The following is an 18,560-nucleotide window of genomic DNA, read 5'->3' as shown; positions in this document are numbered from 1 at the left end:
GGCCACCGGCATGTACACCCCGAAGCCGGGTGCGGCACCCCTGGGACGCATGATCGCGACCCAGGCGGTCCTGGAGACGAAGATGCTCCTGCGCAACGGCGAGCAGCTCCTGCTGACGGTGGTGATCCCGACCCTCGTGCTGGTCCTGTTCAGCTCGGTGGACATCATCGACACCGGCGAGGGCAAGGCGGTGGACTTCCTCGCCCCCGGCGTCCTGGCCCTCGCGGTCATGTCGACGGCCTTCACCGGCCAGGCGATCGCGACCGGCTTCGAGCGCCGCTACGGCGTCCTGAAGCGCCTGGCCTCCTCCCCGCTCCCCCGCTGGGGCCTGATGACGGCGAAGACGGCGTCGGTCCTGGTGACGGAGATCCTCCAGGTGATCCTTCTGACGGTGATCGCCTTCGCCCTGGGCTGGTCCCCGCACGGCAACCCCTTCGCCGTGCTCCTGCTCCTGCTCCTCGGCACGGCGGCCTTCTCGGGGCTGGGCCTCCTCATGGCCGGCACTCTCAAGGCGGAAGCCACCCTGGCCGCGGCCAACCTGGTCTTCCTGCTCCTCCTGGTCGGCGGCGGAGTCATCGTCCCCCTGGACCGGTTCTCCCAGAGCACTCAGGACGTCCTGAGCCTGCTCCCGATCACGGCCCTGTCGGACGGGCTGCGGGACGTACTGCAGCACGGGGCCGCGATGCCCTGGGGCGACCTGGGCGTCCTGGCGGTGTGGGCCGTCGCGGGCCTGGCCCTGGCGGGGCGCTTCTTCCGCTGGGAGTAGGGGCCCTCGTGAACGCGTGCACAAGCGGCCCCCTACGATGGAACGCGTGCCGAACCTGACCCGCGCCGACGCCGTAGAGGCCGTCCGCAACCCGCTCGCCTTCATCGCCGCACGCTGGACCCCGACCCCCCGGACGGTTCAGCGGGCGGCTCTGTCCGCTCTCGTCATGGCGGTGGTCATCGTGGTCACCGGCGGGGCGGTGCGGCTGACCGGGTCGGGACTCGGGTGCCCGACCTGGCCCAAGTGCACGGACGACTCGCTGACGGCGACCAGCGCGATGGGCTTCCACGGTGCCATCGAGTTCGGCAACCGGATGCTCACCTACGTGCTGTGCGCCGCCGTCGGCTGGGCCATCATCGCCGCGCGCTCCGAGAAGCCGTACCGGCGCAGCCTGACCCGGCTGGGCTGGGCGCAGTTCTGGATCGTGATGAGCAACGCGATCCTCGGCGGCATCGTCGTCCTCGTGGGGCTGAACCCGTACACCGTCGCGGCCCACTTCGTGGCGACGACGGCCCTGATCACGGTCGCCGCGGTGATGTGGCAGCGCACCCGCGAGGGGGACACGGCACCCCGCCCGCTGGTCGGCAAGCCGGTGCAGCAGCTGGTGTGGTTCATGGTCGCGGCCGCCGCCCTGCTGATCCTCGTCGGCACGGTGGTGACCGGGGCCGGACCGCACGCCGGTGACTCCAGCGAGGTCGAGCGGATGCCGCTGGACTGGGAGACCGTGAGCAAGGTGCACGCGGTCCTGGCCTGGATCGTGGTGTCGCTGACCTTCGCCCTGTGGTTCATCCTCAAGGCGGTCGACGCCCCCGCGGGCCCCCTGCACCGCACCCGCGACCTCTTCCTGGTCCTCCTGTCCCAGGGCGTCATCGGCTACGTCCAGTACTTCACCGACCTGCCCGAGTTCCTGGTCGGCCTGCACATGCTCGGCTCGGCCCTGGTGTGGATCGGGGTCCTGCGCGTCCTGCTGGCCCTGCGGGAGCGGTCCGAGGGCGAGTCGCCCGGGGTGCCCGCCCAGTCGTACGCCGCCACCGGCTCGTCGGTCACCGGGCCCAGCTAGCCGCGGGTCGGCGCCGCCCCGCTCCCGACGGCGCGTCCCCCGAAGAGTCGGCCTCGCGCAGGCTCACTCCAGCCCGTACACCCGGCGCGCGTTCCCCGACGCGATCAGCCCCGCCACCCGCTGTGCGTCCGCCAGCGACCACGCCCCCTCGGTGACCCAGCCGCCCAGCACCCGGGTCAGCGCCTCGCGGAACAGACGGGCGCCCACCACATGCAGTTCGGGCAGGCTGTGGGCCCCGCTGGAGAAGACGATCTTGCCGAAGGGGGCCAGTTCGAGGATCTCCGCGAGGACGGTCGCCGCGCGGGCCCCGGTGCGGACGAGGGCGGCGCCGGAGTCGGCGTAGACGTGCGGGAAGACACCGGCCAGATGGGCGGCGTGCCGGTGGTAGGGGTAGCTGTGCAGCAGGACGAGGTCGGTGCCCAGGCCCGCGGTGGCCCGGACGAAGTCGGTGAGCAGGACGGGGTCCGTGCGGTCGATGCGCAGGCCCGGCTCGCCGAGCCCGGCGTGCAGTTGGAGCGGCAGGCCGGAGGCGGCCGCGATCCACAGCAGGTGCCGCAGGAGCACCGGATCGGACAGTTCGCCGCCCACCCGGCGGCCCGCCAGCCAGCGGCCGGCCGCGCCCCGCACCTCTCCGGGCCCGGGTGGCTCGGGCGCGAGCGCGAGTCCGTGCCGTACGCCCGCCACCGAGGTGAAGGCGACCGCGGTCGCGGCGGCGCCGTGCACCGACTCGGCGAGGTTGGCGAGGAAGGACTCCACGGTGCCCGAGGTGTCGGCGACCTGTTCGGCGAGGAGTTCCAGGCGCACGATCTCGCGGGCCTCGGCGGCCGCGGCGGAGGCCAGCTCGGGGGGCCCGGTCAGGTCGCCGGGCAGCCCGGTGTCGACCAGATAGGTCGTGATCCCGCTGCCCCGCAGCAGCCTGCGGCCCGCTTCCAGTACGCCCAGTTCACGGCGCCTGGCCAGATAGCGGGCGGGCGGACAGTGCGCTTCCAGGCCGAGCAGGGGCGGGCACCATCGCCGTACGGCGAAACCCGTCTGGGTGTCGAACAGCGTCGTCCCGGGGGCGGGCGGGCCCTCGGTGCGGGCCAGCTGGGCCTCGAAGGTGCCGAGGCCCAGCTCCGTTCTCAGTACGCCGTGGCAGTACTGGTCCACGAGGGACGGCGTTTCGATCATCCGGGCTCCCCGTGCTTGGACCGTGTCGCTGCTCACAGGTCCTAACGGGTGAACCGGGCATCAGGTGTTGGTGTCGCACACCCCATGTGAATGGGCCGCGGATCTCAGCCGTTCGAGGGACCGCCGACCTGGATGCCCGCCATCCGGCTCCACTCGTACGGCCCCGTCCGCACCTTCGCGGCGAACTCGCCGTCGAACTCCTCGTGCACGGTGATGCCGGACTTCTCGACGGCCTTGCGGGCCGTCTCGTGCGAGGGGGCCACCAGGTCGCCCCAACCGCCGTCCTCGCCGACGAGGACGATCCGGGTGCCGCGCTCGCCGATGTTGGCCAGCTGGCCCTCGGCGCCGCCGTGCTTGCTGGAGAAGGCGCTGATCTGCTTGGCGAGCCGGGCGACCGTGCGCTCGGCCTTCGCGTCAACCTGCTGCGTGTCTGCCATGACCAGGATGCTACCGACGAGTAGAGGGGGCGGCGACGTGACCCTTGCCTCAGGCCCTACCTCAGGAAGGGGTCCACCGCCACCGCGAGGAAGAGGATCGACACATAGGTGATCGACCAGTGGAACAGCCGCATCTCCTTGAGCTTCGCGCCCGTCACCTCGGCCTTGGCGCGGTTCTGCAGGCCGTGCGCCTCCCAGAGCCAGAAGCCGCCCGCGAGCAGCGCGACCGCCGTGTAGAACCAGCCGGTGTAGCCGAGCGGGGTGAGCAGCAGCGAGACGCCGACCATCACCCAGCTGTAGATGACGATCTGCTTGGCGACCACCTTGTTGGAGGCGACCACGGGCAGCATCGGGACGCCCACGCGCGCGTAGTCCTCGCGCACCTTCATGGACAGCGGCCAGTAGTGCGGCGGCGTCCAGAAGAACATGACGAGGAAGAGGACGACCGGCGCCCACGACATGGAGTTCGTGACCGCCGACCAGCCGATCAGGACCGGCAGGCAGCCCGCGATGCCGCCCCACACGATGTTCTGCGAGGTACGGCGCTTGAGGATCATCGTGTAGACGACGACGTAGAAGAGGAGCGCGCCGAGGGAGAGCCAGGCGCTCAGCCAGTTGACGGTGAGGCCGAACAGCAGCGTCGAGACGACCGCCAGCGTGATGCCGAAGGCCAGGCACTCGCGCGGCGACACCATGCCGGTGACCAGGGGCCGCTGCGAGGTGCGGTCCATGAGCGCGTCGATGTCGCGGTCGATGTACATGTTGAGCGCGTTGGCCCCGCCCGCGGACAGGTATCCGCCGAGGCAGGTGAGCAGCACCAGCTTCAGGTCGGGCACGCCCTGCTGCGCCAGGAACATCACCGGAACGGTGGTGATGAGCAGCAGCTCGATGATCCGGGGCTTGGTCAGCGCCACGAATGCCTTGACACGGGCCCCGAACGGCCGGTGACTCGAGCTCTTGCTCTCCCCCAGCACTCCGGCTGGACGGGATTCGACGGCCGTCACGCACACCCCTACAGAGACATCCCAGCAAGCCCAGCCGTGTGAAGTCCCGGTAAAGGCTCGCGCGTACCACGCCACTGTAGACGTTGCCCATACCCCGACATTCGCGGGGGTCGGGTCGTGTCCGGGGACGCCCCCGCAAGAGCTCGGTCCCACTCGGTTGAGCACTCGGACGAGCGGCTGCGTATTCAGTTGCCAAGTGCGGTCCGGGCCAGTCGGGAGGCGGATCCCCGCGTGGCCCGGCAGTCTGGAATGACTCGAAAAAACGCACGTACTTGCGGGGGTAGGCTCGACAACGGCCGGGCGTCCCGTGCACCGGCATTTCGACATGCGTGACATGTGGAGAGGAGCCCTGACCCAGGGTGAGCACCAAGCCGACCACCACAGACCTCGAGTGGACCGAGTTGGACCAGCGGGCCGTCGACACCGCCCGCGTCCTGGCCGCCGACGCCGTACAGAAGGTCGGCAACGGCCATCCCGGTACGGCGATGAGCCTGGCTCCCGCCGCCTACACCCTCTTCCAGAAGGTGATGCGGCACGACCCGGCCGACCCCGACTGGGTCGGGCGCGACCGCTTCGTGCTGTCCGCCGGCCACTCGTCCCTGACCCTCTACACCCAGCTGTACCTGGCCGGTTTCGGCCTGGAGCTGGACGACCTCAAGTCGTTCCGCACCTGGGGCTCCAAGACCCCGGGTCACCCGGAGTACGGCCACACCAAGGGCGTGGAGACCACCACCGGCCCGCTCGGCCAGGGTGTCGCCAACGCGGTCGGCATGGCGATGGCCGCCCGCTACGAGCGCGGTCTGTTCGACCCGGAGGCCCCCGAGGGCACCTCCCCCTTCGACCACTTCGTCTTCGCCATCGCCGGTGACGGCTGCCTCCAGGAGGGCATCTCCGCCGAGGCGTCCTCGATGGCCGGCCACCAGCAGCTCGGCAACCTGATCCTGCTGTGGGACGACAACCACATCTCGATCGAGGGCGACACCGAGACGGCCGTGTCCGAGGACACCGTCAAGCGGTACGAGGCGTACGGCTGGCACGTCCAGCGGGTCGAGCCGCAGGCCAACGGCGACCTCGACCCGGTCGCGATCTTCGAGGCGATCCAGAAGGCCAAGGCGGTCACCGACAAGCCGTCCTTCATCGCGATGCGCTCGATCATCGCCTGGCCCGCCCCGAACGCCCAGAACACCGAGGCCGCGCACGGCTCGGCGCTCGGCGACGACGAGGTCGCGGCCACCAAGCGGGTGCTGGGCTTCGACCCGGAGCAGTCCTTCGAGGTCTCCGACGAGGTCATCGGCCACACCCGCGGCGCGCTGGAGCGCGGCCGGCAGGCCCGCGCCGAGTGGGAGAAGTCCTTCCAGGAGTGGCGCAACAACAACCCCGAGCGCGCGGCCGAGTTCGAGCGGATCGCCGCGGGTGAGCTGCCCAAGGACTGGGAGTCGGCGATCCCGGTCTTCGAGCCCGGCAAGGGCGTCGCCACGCGTGCCGCGTCCGGCAAGGTCCTCCAGGCTCTCGGCGCCGTGATCCCCGAGCTGTGGGGCGGCTCCGCCGACCTCGCGGGCTCGAACAACACGACGATCGACAAGAACAGCTCCTTCCTCCCGGCGGACAACCCGCTCCCGGAGGCGGACCCGTACGGCCGCACGATCCACTTCGGTATCCGCGAGCACTCCATGGCCGCGGAGATGAACGGCATCGCGCTGCACGGAAACACGCGTATCTACGGCGGTACGTTCCTCGTCTTCTCCGACTACATGCGCAACGCCGTCCGGCTCTCGGCGTTGATGCACCTGCCGGTGACGTACGTGTGGACGCACGACTCCATCGGTCTGGGCGAGGACGGCCCGACGCACCAGCCGGTCGAGCACATCGCCTCGCTGCGCGCGATCCCCGGTCTGAACGTGGTCCGCCCGGCGGACGCCAACGAGACCGCGATCGCCTGGCGCGAGATCCTGGGTCGCTGGACCAAGGAGTTCGGCAAGGGTGCCCCGCACGGTCTGGCGCTGACCCGTCAGGGCGTGCCGACGTACGAGGGCAACGAGGACGCGGTCAAGGGCGGTTACGTCCTGTTCGAGGCCGAAGGGCCCGAAGGGCAGAGCGCCGCGCCGCAGGTCATCCTGATCGCCACCGGTTCCGAGGTGCACGTGGCCGTCGAGGCGCGTGAGCAGCTCCAGGCCGACGGGGTGCCGACCCGCGTCGTCTCCATGCCGTGCGTGGAGTGGTTCGAGGAGCAGGACCAGGGGTACCGGGACAGCGTCCTGCCCCCGTCCGTGAGGGCCCGGGTCGCGGTCGAGGCGGGTATCGGTCTCACCTGGCACAAGTACGTGGGGGACGCCGGTCGCATCGTTTCCCTGGAGCACTTCGGTGCTTCCGCGGACGGCAAGGTCCTCTTCCAGGAGTTCGGCTTCACTGGCGAGAACGTGGCCGCCAAGGCACGGGAATCTCTCGCCGCCGCCCAGCGCTGACGCTCACATACGACACGTAGGAGATGTAATTCCATGACAGACGCACTCAAGCGCCTCTCCGAGGAAGGCGTGGCGATCTGGCTGGACGACCTGTCGCGCAAGCGGATCACGTCCGGCAACCTCGCCGAGCTGATCGACCAGCAGCACGTCGTGGGCGTCACCACCAACCCCTCGATCTTCCAGAAGGCGATCTCCGAGGGCGACGGCTACGACCAGCAGCTGTCCGACCTCGCCGCCCGCAAGGTCACGGTCGAAGAGGCCATCCGCATGATCACCACGGCGGACGTCCGCGACGCCGCCGACATCCTGCGCCCGGTCTTCGACGCCACCGGCGGTCAGGACGGCCGCGTGTCGATCGAGGTCGACCCGCGCCTGGCGCACAACGAGAAGGCGACCGTCGCCGAGGCCAAGCAGCTCGCCTGGCTCGTCGACCGTCCCAACACCCTCATCAAGATCCCGGCCACCCGCGCGGGCATCCCGGCGATCACCGACGTCATCGGCCTCGGGATCAGCGTCAACGTCACGCTGATCTTCTCGCTGGAGCGCTACCGCGAGGTCATGGACGCCTACCTGGCCGGCCTGGAGAAGGCCAAGGAGCGGGGTCTGGACCTGTCGAAGATCCACTCCGTGGCGTCCTTCTTCGTGTCCCGCGTGGACACCGAGATCGACAAGCGCATCGACGCGCTCGGCACCGACGAGGCCAAGGCCGCCCGCGGCAAGGCCGGCGTCGCCAACGCCCGCCTCGCCTACCAGGCGTACGAGGAGGTCTTCTCGGGCGAGCGCTGGTCGAAGCTGGAGAACGCCGGCGCGAACAAGCAGCGTCCGCTGTGGGCCTCGACCGGCGTCAAGGACAAGGCCTACAAGGCGACCCTGTACGTCGACGAACTGGTGGCGCCCAACACGGTGAACACCATGCCGGAGGCCACGCTCCAGGCGACCGAGGAGAGCGGCCAGATCCGCGGTAACGCGATCGCCGGCACGTACGAGCAGGCCCGCGCGGAACTCGACGCCGTCGAGAAGCTCGGGATCTCCTACGACGAGGTCGTGCAGCTCCTTGAGGACGAGGGCGTCGAGAAGTTCGAGGCCTCCTGGAACGACCTGCTCAAGTCGACCGAGGCGGAGCTCCAGCGCCTCGCCCCCTCGGAGGGCTGAAATCTTGTCGAGCAGCAATCCGCTGCGTGACCCTGCCGACCGACGGCTCCCGCGTATCGCGGGGCCGTCGGGCCTGGTCATCTTCGGCGTCACGGGCGATTTGTCACGAAAGAAGCTCATGCCCGCCGTGTACGACCTCGCGAACCGGGGTCTGTTGCCGCCGGGCTTCTCGCTGGTCGGCTTCGCACGGCGGGACTGGGAGAACGAGGACTTCGCGGAGGTCGTCCACGACGCCGTCAAGGAGCACGCCAGGACACCGTTCCGCGAGGAGGTCTGGCAGCAGCTCATCCAGGGGATGCGCTTCGTCCAGGGCACCTTCGACGACGACGACTCGTTCGAGCGGCTGCGCGACACCATCGACGAACTCGACAAGGCACAGGGCACCGGCGGCAACTTCGCCTTCTACCTGTCCGTGCCGCCGTCCGCCTTCCCCGTGGTCATCCAGCAGCTGAAGAAGCACCGGCTGGCCGACCAGTCGAGCGGCTCCTGGCGCCGCGCGGTCATCGAGAAGCCCTTCGGCCACAACCTCAAGTCGGCCGAGGAGCTCAACGCGACCGTCGAGGAGGTCTTCGCCCCGGACCAGGTCTTCCGCATCGACCACTACCTGGGCAAGGAGACCGTCCAGAACATCCTGGCGCTGCGCTTCGCCAACACGATGTTCGAACCGATCTGGAACCGGTCCTTCGTGGACCACGTGCAGATCACCATGGCCGAGGACATCGGCATCGGCGGCCGGGCCGGCTACTACGACGGCATCGGCGCCGCCCGTGACGTCATCCAGAACCACCTGCTCCAGCTCATGGCCCTCACCGCCATGGAGGAGCCGGCCTCCTTCGACGCGGACGCGCTGGCCGCGGAGAAGACCAAGGTGCTCGGCGCGGTGAAGCTGCCGAAGGACCTGGGCCGGAACACCGTGCGCGGACAGTACGCGGCGGGCTGGCAGGGCGGCGAGAAGGCGGTCGGCTACCTCCAGGAAGACGGCATCGACCCGCAGTCCAAGACCGACACCTACGCGGCCATCAAGGTGGAGATCGACAACCGCCGCTGGGCCGGGGTGCCGTTCTATCTGCGCACCGGCAAACGCCTCGGCCGCCGGGTCACCGAGATCGCGGTGGTCTTCCAGCGGGCGCCGCACTCCCCCTTCGACACGACGGCCACCGAGGAGCTCGGCTCCAACGCGATCGTCATCCGCGTCCAGCCCGACGAGGGCGTCACCGTCCGCTTCGGCTCCAAGGTGCCGGGCACCTCGATGGAGATCCGGGACGTGTCCATGGACTTCGCCTACGGCGAGTCGTTCACGGAGTCCTCGCCCGAGGCGTACGAGCGCCTGATCCTCGACGTGCTGCTCGGCGACTCCAACCTCTTCCCCCGCACGGAGGAGGTCGAGCTGTCCTGGAAGATCCTCGACCCGATCGAGGAGTACTGGGACACGCACGGCAAGCCCGCCCAGTACCCCTCCGGTACCTGGGGCCCGGTCGAGGCCGACGAAATGCTCGCACGAGAGGGACGGAGCTGGCGCCGGCCATGAAGACAGACCTCACCGACACCACCGCCAGCAAGATCAACAAGGCGCTGGTCAAGGCGCGCCGGGCCATCGGCACACCGGCCGTCGGCATGGTGCTCACGCTGGTCATCGTCACGGACGAGGAGAACGCCTACGACGCCCTCAAGGCCGCCAACGACGCGTCCCGCGAGCACCCCTCGCGCACGCTGGTGGTCATCAAGCGGGTGTCGCGCAGTGCCCGTGACCGCACCCAGTCCCGCCTCGACGCCGAGGTGCGGGTGGGCGCGGAGGCGGGCACCGGTGAGACGGTGGTGCTGCGGCTGTACGGCGAGATCGTGGACCACGCCCAGTCGGTGGTCCTTCCGCTGCTGCTGCCGGACGCGCCCGTCGTCGTCTGGTGGCCGGTGGACGCGCCGCTCGACCCGGCCGGGGACCCGCTCGGGGCGCTCGCCCAGCGTCGGGTCACCGACACGTACTCCTCCGAGCAGCCGGTGCGCGAGCTGACGGCGCGCGCGGACACCTACACGCCGGGCGACACCGACCTGTCCTGGACCCGCATCACGCCCTGGCGCTCGATGCTGGCCGCCGCGCTCGACCAGGTCACCTGCGAGGTGGCGGCCGTCGAGGTGGAGGGCGAGGAGTTCAACCCGAGCTGTGAGCTGCTGGCGATGTGGCTGGCGGACCGGCTGGACGTGCCGGTGAAGCGGTCGCTGTCGAGCGGTCCCGGCCTCACGGCGGTGCGGATGCACACGGACAGCGGTCCGATCGTGCTGGACCGTGCGGACGGCTCGCTCGCCACGCTCTCCATCCAGGGGCAGCCGGACCGTGCGGTGGCGCTCAAGCGCCGGGACACGGCCGAGCTGATCGCGGAGGAGCTGCGCAGGCTGGACCCCGACGACACGTACGCCTCAGCGCTGCGGTTCGGGGTGCACCGGCTGAACGTGTCGAACGGGCCCGCGGAGGCTGCGGAGAAGCAGGAGCAGCCGGTCGCGCCTCCCGTGGAAGCTGCCCCGGAGGGACCGGCGGCCAAAGGAGAACCGGCCGTCGGCGAGGCTCCTGCGAAAGCTTCCGCACCGGAGGCGGCGAAGCCGCCGGCACTGAAGCCGGTCCCCTCCGGCCTGTCCGGTGGCGGGAAGGCGGCGAAGTGAGCACCCCGCAACTGGTCGTGCACCACGACAAGGAACTGATGGCCCAGGCCGCCGCGGCCCGTCTGATCACCAAGATCGTGGACGCCCAGGCCTCCCGGGGCTCGGCGTCGGTGGTCCTCACGGGCGGCCGCAACGGCAACGGCCTGCTGGCCGCCCTGGCCGCGGCGCCCGCCCGGGACGCCGTCGACTGGGGCCGCCTGGAGCTGTGGTGGGGCGACGAGCGCTACCTGCCCGAGGGCGACCCGGAACGCAATGACACACAGGCCCGCGAGGCCCTGCTCGACGCCGTCCCCCTGGACCCGAAGCGCGTGCACACCATGCCCGTGTCGGACGGCCCCCACGGGGACGACGTCGAGGCCGCGGCGGCGGCCTACGCCGAGGAGCTGGCCCGTGCGGCCGCTCCCGAGAACCACGGCGCGGTCCCGACCTTCGACGTCCTGATGCTGGGCGTCGGCCCGGACACCCACGTGGCGTCCCTGTTCCCGGAACACCCCGCGGTACGGGAGACCGAGCGCACGGTCGTCGGTGTGCACGGGGCCCCGAAGCCCCCGCCCACCCGGGTGTCGTTGACCCTGCCCGCGATCCGCGCGGCTCGCGAGGTCTGGCTCCTCGCGGCCGGTGAGGACAAGGCGGAGGCCGCGGCGATCGCCCTGTCCGGGGCGGGCGAGATCCAGGCCCCGGCGGCGGGGGCCCGTGGCCGGGCCCGCACCCTGTGGCTGCTGGACTCGGCGGCGGCCTCCCAGCTGCCACGCTCGCTGTACCCGCCGGCCTCGTCGTAACGCCGGTCCCCTGCACCGCAGTCGATGCCGGGTCTCTCTCAGGAGAGGCCCGGCATCCCTGTGACGTCTGGGAAGACGTACGCTCCCCACTCCCCCGGCGCCTCGCGGATCTGCCGGAGCAGGTTCGCGAACACCGGAGCGTCGAAGAGCACCCCGTTGTAGTCGGCCGGGATCCGCACGGTGTTGATCACCACGGTCGGAGTACCCGGACCCCCCGGTGCCGCACTGCCGCCGGCCTCCTCATAGGCCTTCTCGGACGCCTGCACGAAGACCCTGTACTTCATGTCCTTCACCGCCGAGTCGAAGGCCGGCCCCCGCAACCCATCGACCTGCTCGGCCAGTTCGAGCAGGCGCTCGTCGGTGAAGCCGTCCTCTGACTCCTCGGGCTGGTGGCGGTAGAGCACCTGGTGGTACTCCGCGAACCGGCCCTCAGCCAGCGCCGCCCGCAGGGCGTTGACCGCCTTCTTCGAGCCGCTGCCGCCGAGCCTGTCGTCCAGGAAGGACGCCAGGGTGTACTCGGTCTTCGCCTCGCCCCGCACGGTCGCGTCCTTCAGCTCCGGGCCGCCGCCGGTGGACTCGAACTCCTCGCACACCGGGCACCTCGGATCCTCGTAGAGGTGCACCGTCACCGTGGCGTGCGGGTTCCCGACGGTGATCGTCGTGCCGTCGGGGTCGAGCTTCTCCGGAACGCTCCCCAGAGCGCTGTACGCGCCCTCGGGAGGCGCGCCCCGCTGCCCGCATCCCGCGAGCACCGCCCCCACCAGGGCCGCCGTGAGTGCCACGGCGACCCGTCCCCCCTGCTTCATCCGTACCTCGCGTCTCCCCAGGTTCAGCGTGACCCTAGGGCATGGGCACAGAAAACGCACAGGAGTTCCCGCCGGGGGTGTTCTACTGCCTGCCGCGCAGCTCCCGGTACGTCGCCACCAGCGCCTTCGTGGACGCGTCCAGGCCCGGTACCTCGGCGCCCTCGGTGAGCGCCGGTTCGACGCGCCGGGCGAGGACCTTGCCGAGTTCGACGCCCCACTGGTCGAAGGAGTCGATGTTCCAGACGGCGCCCTGGACGAACACCTTGTGCTCGTAGAGGGCGATGAGCTGGCCGAGGACGGACGGGGTGAGTTCCTTCGCGAGGATCGTCGTCGTCGGGTGGTTGCCCCGGAACGTCTTGTGCGGGACCAGCTCCTCGGCCACCCCCTCCGCACGCACCTCGTCCGGGGTCTTGCCGAAGGCCAGCGCCTGGGTCTGGGCGAAGAAGTTCGCCATGAGCAGGTCGTGCTGGGCCTTGAGCCCGTCGGAGAGCTCGGCGACCGGCTCGGCGAAGCCGATGAAGTCCGCCGGGATCAGCTTGGTGCCCTGGTGGATCAACTGGTAGTAGGCGTGCTGCCCGTTGGTGCCGGGGGTTCCCCACACCACCGGGCCGGTCTGCCACTCCACCGGGTTGCCGTCCCGGTCCACCGACTTGCCGTTGGACTCCATGTCCAGCTGCTGCAGGTAGGCGGCGAACCTGGACAGGTAGTGGCTGTACGGCAGCACGGCGTGGGACTGGGCGTCGTGGAAGTTGCCGTACCAGACGCCCAACAGGCCCAGCAGCAAAGGCACGTTGGAATCGGCCGGGGCGGTGCGGAAGTGCTCGTCGACGAGGTGGAAGCCGTCGAGCATCTCCCGGAAGCGGTCGGGGCCGATGGCGATCATCAGGGAGAGGCCGATTGCCGAGTCGTAGGAGTAGCGGCCGCCGACCCAGTCCCAGAACTCGAACATGTTGTCCGGGTCGATACCGAAGTCCGACACCTTCCCGGCGTTGGTCGACAGGGCCACGAAGTGCCGGGCGACGGCTTCCTGGCCGGCCTTCAGCTCGCTGAGCAGCCACGCGCGGGCCGAGGTGGCGTTGGTGATCGTCTCGATGGTGGTGAAGGTCTTGGAGGCGATGACGAACAGCGTCTCGGCGGCGTCCAGGTCGCGGACGGCCTCGTGCAGGTCGGCGCCGTCGACGTTGGACACGAAGCGGACGGTGAGGTCGCGGTCGGTGAAGCCGCGCAGCACCTCGTACGCCATCGCGGGGCCCAGGTCGGAGCCGCCGATGCCGATGTTGACGACGTTCTTGATCCGCCTGCCGGTGTGGCCGGTCCGCTCGCCGGAGCGGACCCGGTTCGCGAAGTCGCTCATCTTGTCGAGGACGGCGTGCACGCCCGGGACGACGTTCTCCCCGTCCACCTCGATCACGGCGTCGCGCGGGGCGCGCAGCGCGGTGTGCAGCACCGCCCGGTCCTCGGTCGTGTTGATTCTCTCGCCGCGGAACATGGCGTCCCGCAGCCCGAAGACGTCGGTCGCGGCGGCGAGTTCACGCAGGAGTCGCAGTGTCTCGTCGGTGACCAGGTGCTTGGAGTAGTCGACGTACAGGTCGCCGACCCGCAGGGTGTATCCGGTACCGCGCCCGGGATCGGCGGCGAACAGCTCCCTGAGCCGCACCTCGCCGAGCTCCTCGCGGTGCTCGGCCAGCGCGGTCCACTCGGGCGTCCGGTTGAGCCTGGTACGGCCGTCTGCGTTCATGTCCGACTTCAGCCTTCTCTCGTGCCTGTCCCAGCTGTGCCCATCCAGTTGATCATCGCGGGACGTCCGCCGCGGTGGCGTGGGCGTCCGGCGCAACCACAGGTACGTGCGCGTGGGGCACGGGTATCAGCGAAACGACGGGCAGCACGAAGAAGGCGGCCGCGAACCCGGCCGGGGTATGGAGGTCCGGGCGCTCGGGACTGGTTGCCGGCGCACACCCGCCCGCGGTCTCGACCGACGTCACGGCTCCCCCTCCCGGTCCTCGCATCACTCACCGATGCGTCAACCGTAGAGGCCGCCACTGACAATCGGCCGGGTACCGAGGGGGTACCTGGCCGGCGGTCGGAACTAGATCTCGCCCCGCAGTTTGGCGAGCGCCTCGGCGAGGATCGCCTCGCCGTCCGCGTCGCTGCGCCGCTCCCGTACGTACGCGAGGTGCGTCTTGTACGGCTCGGTGCGCGGCGGGTCCGGCGGGTTGTCCCGGTCCTGTCCGGCGGGGAAGCCGCAGCGCGGACAGTCCCAGGTGTCGGGGACCTGCGCGTCGCTGGCGAAGCTGGGCTGCGTCTCATGCCCGTTGGAGCACCAGAAGGAGATGCGCAGCCGGGGCGCGGACTCGCCCCGCTCGGCCTCGCCCATCGGCCCCGCCCCGACCCGGCTACCACGGATCGCGTTGCCACTTGCCACGGTCGTAACTCCCTGCGTGATGGTGCCGCGAAGCGAGTCGGCGTTGTCGCTTCGTTGCGAGCGCCTCAGTCTACGTAAGGCCCAACGCGCGTCCAGTGATGGGAGTTACAGCCCCCACATCCAGACGCAAGCCCCATGATAGGCCGCGCTCAGGTGCGCGTACCGAACATGGGGCCTTACGTGCGGAATGTAGTGCTGTGCGGGGCGTGGCCGGTCAGCTGTTCGTCTTCATGAGGAGACCGAGCACGATGATGCACGCGAACCACAGCAGACCGACCACGATGGTGATCCGGTCGAGGTTGCGCTCGGCGACCGAAGAGCCGCCGACGGAGGACTGCATACCGCCACCGAACATGTCGGAGAGGCCGCCGCCCTTGCCCTTGTGCATGAGCACCAGCAGCATCATCAGGCCGCTGAAGATGATCAGGGCGATCGAGAACCCCATAACCACGGCTGGACCAACTCTCTCGGATTCGGATGAACGACGGGGGCACGGCCTTCAGGGCCATGCCCCCGCAAGGGTACGACGGATCGCCGCCAGGGCCTACTTACTGGTCCCGGAAGCGCACGATCTTGACGAACTCGTCGGCGTCCAGCGAGGCACCGCCGACCAGGGCGCCGTCGATGTCGGCCTGCGCCATGATCTCGGCGACATTGCCGGCCTTGACGGAGCCGCCGTACTGGATGCGGACCTGGTCGGCCAGCTCCTGCGAGTACAGCTCGGCGATCTTGCCGCGGATGGCGGCGCAGACCTCCTGGGCGTCCTCGGCGCCGCAGACCTTGCCGGTGCCGATGGCCCACACGGGCTCGTAGGCGATGACGACGGACTCGGCCTGCTCGGCCGGGAGGTCCTTGAGGCCGCCCTCGACCTGGGTGAGGGTGTGGGTGACGTGGTTGCCCGCCTCGCGGACGTCCAGCTCCTCGCCGACGCACAGGATCGGGGTCAGGCCGTGCTTGTAGGCGGCCTTGACCTTGGCGTTGACGATCTCGTCGGTCTCCGCGTGGTACTGGCGGCGCTCGGAGTGGCCGATGGCCACGTACGTGCACTTCAGCTTGGCCAGCATGGCGCCGGAGATCTCGCCGGTGTAGGCGCCGGAGTCGTGCGCCGAGAGGTCCTGGGCGCCGTACTTGATCTTGAGCTTGTCGCCGTCGACCAGGGTCTGCACGGAGCGCAGGTCGGTGAAGGGCGGCAGGACGGCGACCTCGACGGCCTCGTAGTCCTTGTCGGCGAGGGCGAAGGCGAGCTTCTGGACGTGCGCGATGGCCTCAAGGTGGTTGAGGTTCATCTTCCAGTTGCCCGCCATGATCGGCGTGCGAGTGGTCATGCGGGGTCAGTCCTCCAGTGCGGCGAGGCCGGGGAGCGTCTTGCCCTCAAGGTATTCGAGGGAGGCGCCGCCACCGGTCGAGATGTGTCCGAACGCGTTCTCGTCGAAGCCCAGGATGCGGACGGCCGCGGCGGAGTCGCCACCGCCGACCACGGTGAAGGCCTGGGAGTCGAGGAGAGACTGGGCGACCGCCTTGGTGCCCTCGGCGAACTCGGGGTGCTCGAAGACGCCCATCGGGCCGTTCCAGAAGACGGTGGCGGCGTCGGTGATCTTCGAGGCGTACAGCTTGCCGGACGCCGGGCCGATGTCCAGGCCCATCCGGTCGGCCGGGATGGCGTCGGCGGCGACGGTGGTGGCGTCGGCCGGGGCCTTGGTCTTCAGGTCCGGGAACGCGGGGGCGACCACCGCGTCGACCGGCAGGACCAGCTCGACGCCGGTCTTCTCGGCGCGCTCGATGTACTCCAGGACCGCCGGGATCTGGTCCTCCTGGAGGAGGGAGGCGCCGACCTCGTGGCCCTTGGCCTTGAGGAAGGTGAAGGCCATGCCGCCGCCGATGAGGATGCGGTCGGCCTTGCCGAGCAGCTCGTCGATGACGGCGAGCTTGTCGGAGACCTTGGCGCCGCCGAGCACGACCACGTAGGGGCGCTTGACGTCGTCGGTGAGCTTCTTCAGGACGCCGACCTCGGTGGCGATGAGGTAGCCGGCGTAGTGCGGCAGCCGGGCCGGCAGGTCGAAGACCGAGGCGTGCTTGCGGTGCACCGCGCCGAAGCCGTCACCGACGTAGACGTCGGCGAGGGCGGCCAGCTGGTCCGCGAACTCGCCGCGCTCGGTGTCGTCCTTGGAGGTCTCGCCGGCGTTGAAGCGCAGGTTCTCGATGACCGCGACCTGGCCGGGCTGCAGGCCGTTCACCGCGTCGTGCGCGGCGGGGCCGACCGTGTCCTGGGCGAAGGCCACGGAGCCACCCAGGAGTTCGCCGAGCCGCTCGGCGGCCGGAAGCAGGGAGAAGGCAGGGTCCGGGGCGCCCTTGGGGCGGCCCAGGTGCGAGGCCACGACCACCTTGGCGCCCGCGTCCGCGAGGGCCTTGACGGTGGGCAGCACGGCGCGGATGCGGCCGTCGTCGGTGATGCGGCCGTCGGCGAGCGGCACGTTGAGGTCGGCGCGGACGAAGACCCGCTTGCCGTCCACGCCTTCGGCGAGAAGTTCGTCGATCGTCTTCATGAAAGAACTCCTGGTGAGGGTGCTCTGATCGTACGAGAGCTGATCTGCACGTGAGTCAGGGCCCGGACGGCGCGTCCCTGCGCCGCCCGGGCCCTGCTCTCATGACAAGGTGCCTGCTCTGTGGATCAGAGCTGGTTGCCGACGAAGACCGTGAGGTCGACGAGGCGGTTGGAGTAGCCCCACTCGTTGTCGTACCAGCCGAGGATCTTCACCGACTTGCCCTCCTGGACCATGGTCAGGGAGGAGTCGAAGGTGCAGGACGACGGGTCGCCGACGATGTCGGAGGACACGATCGGGTCCTCCGTGTAGGACAGGTAGCCCTGGAGCTCGCCCTCGGAGGCCTTCTTGAACGCGGCGTTGACCTCGTCCTTGGTGACCTCGCGCTCCAGCTCCACGACCAGGTCGGTGGCGGAACCGGTGGGGACCGGGACGCGCATCGCGATGCCGTCGAGCTTGCCCTTGAGCTTCGGGAGGACCAGCGCGGTGGCCTTGGCGGCACCCGTGGTGGTCGGGATGATGTTCTCCGCGGCGGCGCGGGCGCGGCGCAGGTCGGAGTGCGGGAAGTCCAGGATGCGCTGGTCGTTGGTGTAGGCGTGGACCGTGGTCATCAGGCCCTTGACGATGCCGAAGTTCTCGTCGAGAACCTTCGCCATCGGCGCCACACAGTTGGTGGTGCAGGAGGCGTTCGAGATGACGTGGTGGTTGGCCGCGTCGTACTTGTTCTCGTTGACGCCCATCACGATGGTGATGTCCTCGTCCTTGGCCGGAGCCGAGATGAGGACCTTCTTGGCACCGCCGGCGATGTGCTTCTCGGCGTCGGCCTTCTTCGTGAAGATGCCGGTCGACTCGATGACGATGTCGACGCCCAGCTCACCCCACGGGATGTCGGCCGGGTTGCGCTCGGACAGCACCTTGATGGTGTGACCGTCGACGGTGATCGTGTCGGCGGTGTGCGACACCTCGGCCTTGAGGCGGCCCAGGATGGTGTCGTACTTCAGCAGGTGCGCGGTGGTCGCGGTGTCACCCAGGTCGTTGACAGCCACGATCTCGATGTCAGCACCCTGCTCCAGCAGCGCGCGGAAGTAGTTACGACCGATGCGGCCAAAGCCGTTGATGCCTACGCGGATCGTCACGAACCGATCTCCTCGTTGGTACGCCGGTTGTGAGACCGGCGAGCTGTATGGGATGTCCCCGACCACCCCCGACCCTACCTCCCTGAGGCACCCGGAGTGACATCGAGATGCCGCATACACGGGCAGGCGGTCCGTACCCGCCAGTAGGGGTACGGACCGCCCCGGATCGAAAGC

Annotated in this window: 17 protein-coding genes; 7 read left to right on the top strand and 10 right to left on the bottom strand. The window is 69.8% G+C overall.

Translation table 11 applies throughout. The annotated features are described in order from the left end of the window. Window positions 1–10: 10 nt before the first annotated feature. On the top strand, window positions 11–766 hold the full coding sequence (locus tag AQI94_RS06445) for an ABC transporter permease (protein ID WP_037945122.1): 756 nt from the start codon (window positions 11–13) through the stop codon (window positions 764–766). 37 nt (window positions 767–803) lie between these two features. After that, entirely contained in the window at window positions 804–1,826 is a 1,023-nt protein-coding gene (locus AQI94_RS06440) for a COX15/CtaA family protein (RefSeq protein ID WP_051832825.1), read from the top strand. Window positions 1,827–1,889: 63 nt separating this feature from the next. On the opposite strand, the gene AQI94_RS06435 is transcribed toward AQI94_RS06440, so the two are convergent. From AQI94_RS06435 to AQI94_RS06425, 3 genes are all read right to left on the bottom strand, one after another. Beyond that, window positions 1,890–2,996: an amidohydrolase family protein gene (locus AQI94_RS06435; protein WP_031057597.1), complete on the bottom strand. Its 1,107-nt coding sequence runs from the start codon at window positions 2,994–2,996 to the stop codon at window positions 1,890–1,892. A gap of 104 nt (window positions 2,997–3,100) precedes the next feature. After that, on the bottom strand, window positions 3,101–3,433 hold the full coding sequence (locus AQI94_RS06430) for a hypothetical protein (RefSeq protein ID WP_031057599.1): 333 nt from the start codon (window positions 3,431–3,433) through the stop codon (window positions 3,101–3,103). 56 nt (window positions 3,434–3,489) lie between these two features. Next, window positions 3,490–4,443 (bottom strand): heme o synthase, encoded by a 954-nt coding sequence (locus tag AQI94_RS06425; RefSeq protein WP_031057601.1) that lies wholly within the window; start codon window positions 4,441–4,443, stop codon window positions 3,490–3,492. A 353-nt stretch (window positions 4,444–4,796) separates the two neighbouring features. On the opposite strand from AQI94_RS06425, the gene tkt reads away from it, so the two are divergent. From tkt to pgl, 5 genes are read left to right on the top strand one after another with little or no spacing between them, the layout of a single operon-like run. Beyond that, the gene (gene tkt, locus AQI94_RS06420) at window positions 4,797–6,899 is read left to right on the top strand and encodes a transketolase (RefSeq protein WP_031057603.1); all 2,103 of its coding nucleotides are present in this window, start codon (window positions 4,797–4,799) and stop codon (window positions 6,897–6,899) included. 33 nt (window positions 6,900–6,932) lie between these two features. Further along, window positions 6,933–8,051, top strand: coding sequence for a transaldolase (tal, locus tag AQI94_RS06415; RefSeq protein WP_031057605.1), 1,119 nt, complete (start codon window positions 6,933–6,935; stop codon window positions 8,049–8,051). Window position 8,052: 1 nt separating this feature from the next. Next, window positions 8,053–9,579 (top strand): glucose-6-phosphate dehydrogenase, encoded by a 1,527-nt coding sequence (gene zwf / locus AQI94_RS06410; RefSeq protein WP_404817884.1) that lies wholly within the window; start codon window positions 8,053–8,055, stop codon window positions 9,577–9,579. Next, a complete protein-coding gene (gene opcA, locus AQI94_RS06405) occupies window positions 9,576–10,703 on the top strand; it encodes a glucose-6-phosphate dehydrogenase assembly protein OpcA (RefSeq protein ID WP_037945120.1) in 1,128 nt (375 codons plus the stop codon). Before zwf ends, opcA begins: the two co-directional genes overlap by 4 nt. Continuing rightward, the gene (gene pgl / locus AQI94_RS06400) at window positions 10,700–11,482 is read left to right on the top strand and encodes a 6-phosphogluconolactonase (RefSeq protein WP_031057617.1); all 783 of its coding nucleotides are present in this window, start codon (window positions 10,700–10,702) and stop codon (window positions 11,480–11,482) included. Before opcA ends, pgl begins: the two co-directional genes overlap by 4 nt. 38 nt (window positions 11,483–11,520) lie before the next feature. On the opposite strand, the gene AQI94_RS06395 is transcribed toward pgl, so the two are convergent. The 7 genes from AQI94_RS06395 to gap form a co-directional block, all read right to left on the bottom strand. Next, window positions 11,521–12,288: a DsbA family protein gene (locus tag AQI94_RS06395; protein ID WP_051832827.1), complete on the bottom strand. Its 768-nt coding sequence runs from the start codon at window positions 12,286–12,288 to the stop codon at window positions 11,521–11,523. 82 nt (window positions 12,289–12,370) lie between these two features. Beyond that, window positions 12,371–14,026, bottom strand: coding sequence for a glucose-6-phosphate isomerase (pgi, locus tag AQI94_RS06390; RefSeq protein WP_062229620.1), 1,656 nt, complete (start codon window positions 14,024–14,026; stop codon window positions 12,371–12,373). A gap of 348 nt (window positions 14,027–14,374) precedes the next feature. After that, on the bottom strand, window positions 14,375–14,710 hold the full coding sequence (locus AQI94_RS06380; RefSeq protein ID WP_003957010.1) for an RNA polymerase-binding protein RbpA: 336 nt from the start codon (window positions 14,708–14,710) through the stop codon (window positions 14,375–14,377). A 214-nt stretch (window positions 14,711–14,924) separates the two neighbouring features. Continuing rightward, window positions 14,925–15,155, bottom strand: coding sequence for a preprotein translocase subunit SecG (secG, locus tag AQI94_RS06375; RefSeq protein WP_031057628.1), 231 nt, complete (start codon window positions 15,153–15,155; stop codon window positions 14,925–14,927). A gap of 103 nt (window positions 15,156–15,258) precedes the next feature. After that, window positions 15,259–16,035, bottom strand: coding sequence for a triose-phosphate isomerase (tpiA, locus tag AQI94_RS06370; RefSeq protein WP_031057632.1), 777 nt, complete (start codon window positions 16,033–16,035; stop codon window positions 15,259–15,261). Window positions 16,036–16,041: 6 nt separating this feature from the next. After that, entirely contained in the window at window positions 16,042–17,253 is a 1,212-nt protein-coding gene (locus AQI94_RS06365; protein WP_031057640.1) for a phosphoglycerate kinase, read from the bottom strand. Between the two features lie 125 nt (window positions 17,254–17,378). Then, the gene (gene gap / locus AQI94_RS06360) at window positions 17,379–18,386 is read right to left on the bottom strand and encodes a type I glyceraldehyde-3-phosphate dehydrogenase (protein ID WP_031057642.1); all 1,008 of its coding nucleotides are present in this window, start codon (window positions 18,384–18,386) and stop codon (window positions 17,379–17,381) included. Between the last annotated feature and the right edge of the window lie 174 nt (window positions 18,387–18,560).

The organism is Streptomyces pseudovenezuelae, from assembly GCF_001513955.1.
Taxonomy (GTDB): domain Bacteria; phylum Actinomycetota; class Actinomycetes; order Streptomycetales; family Streptomycetaceae; genus Streptomyces; species Streptomyces pseudovenezuelae.
Note: the sequence above shows the minus strand (reverse complement) of the source record. Positions and strands in the feature narration are given on the sequence as shown.

Excerpts from the sequence above, each read along its gene's own strand:
- AQI94_RS06445 (WP_037945122.1), top strand. The coding sequence starts at position 11 with ATGTACACCCCGAAGCCGGGTGCGGCACCCCTGGGACGCATGATCGCG.
- AQI94_RS06440 (WP_051832825.1), top strand. The coding sequence starts at position 804 with ATGGAACGCGTGCCGAACCTGACCCGCGCCGACGCCGTAGAGGCCGTC.
- AQI94_RS06435 (WP_031057597.1), bottom strand. The coding sequence starts at position 2,996 with ATGATCGAAACGCCGTCCCTCGTGGACCAGTACTGCCACGGCGTACTG.
- AQI94_RS06430 (WP_031057599.1), bottom strand. The coding sequence starts at position 3,433 with ATGGCAGACACGCAGCAGGTTGACGCGAAGGCCGAGCGCACGGTCGCC.
- tal (WP_031057605.1), top strand. The coding sequence starts at position 6,933 with ATGACAGACGCACTCAAGCGCCTCTCCGAGGAAGGCGTGGCGATCTGG.
- opcA (WP_037945120.1), top strand. The coding sequence starts at position 9,576 with ATGAAGACAGACCTCACCGACACCACCGCCAGCAAGATCAACAAGGCG.
- AQI94_RS06395 (WP_051832827.1), bottom strand. The coding sequence starts at position 12,288 with ATGAAGCAGGGGGGACGGGTCGCCGTGGCACTCACGGCGGCCCTGGTG.
- pgi (WP_062229620.1), bottom strand. The coding sequence starts at position 14,026 with ATGAACGCAGACGGCCGTACCAGGCTCAACCGGACGCCCGAGTGGACC.
- secG (WP_031057628.1), bottom strand. The coding sequence starts at position 15,155 with ATGGGGTTCTCGATCGCCCTGATCATCTTCAGCGGCCTGATGATGCTG.
- tpiA (WP_031057632.1), bottom strand. The coding sequence starts at position 16,035 with ATGACCACTCGCACGCCGATCATGGCGGGCAACTGGAAGATGAACCTC.
- AQI94_RS06365 (WP_031057640.1), bottom strand. The coding sequence starts at position 17,253 with ATGAAGACGATCGACGAACTTCTCGCCGAAGGCGTGGACGGCAAGCGG.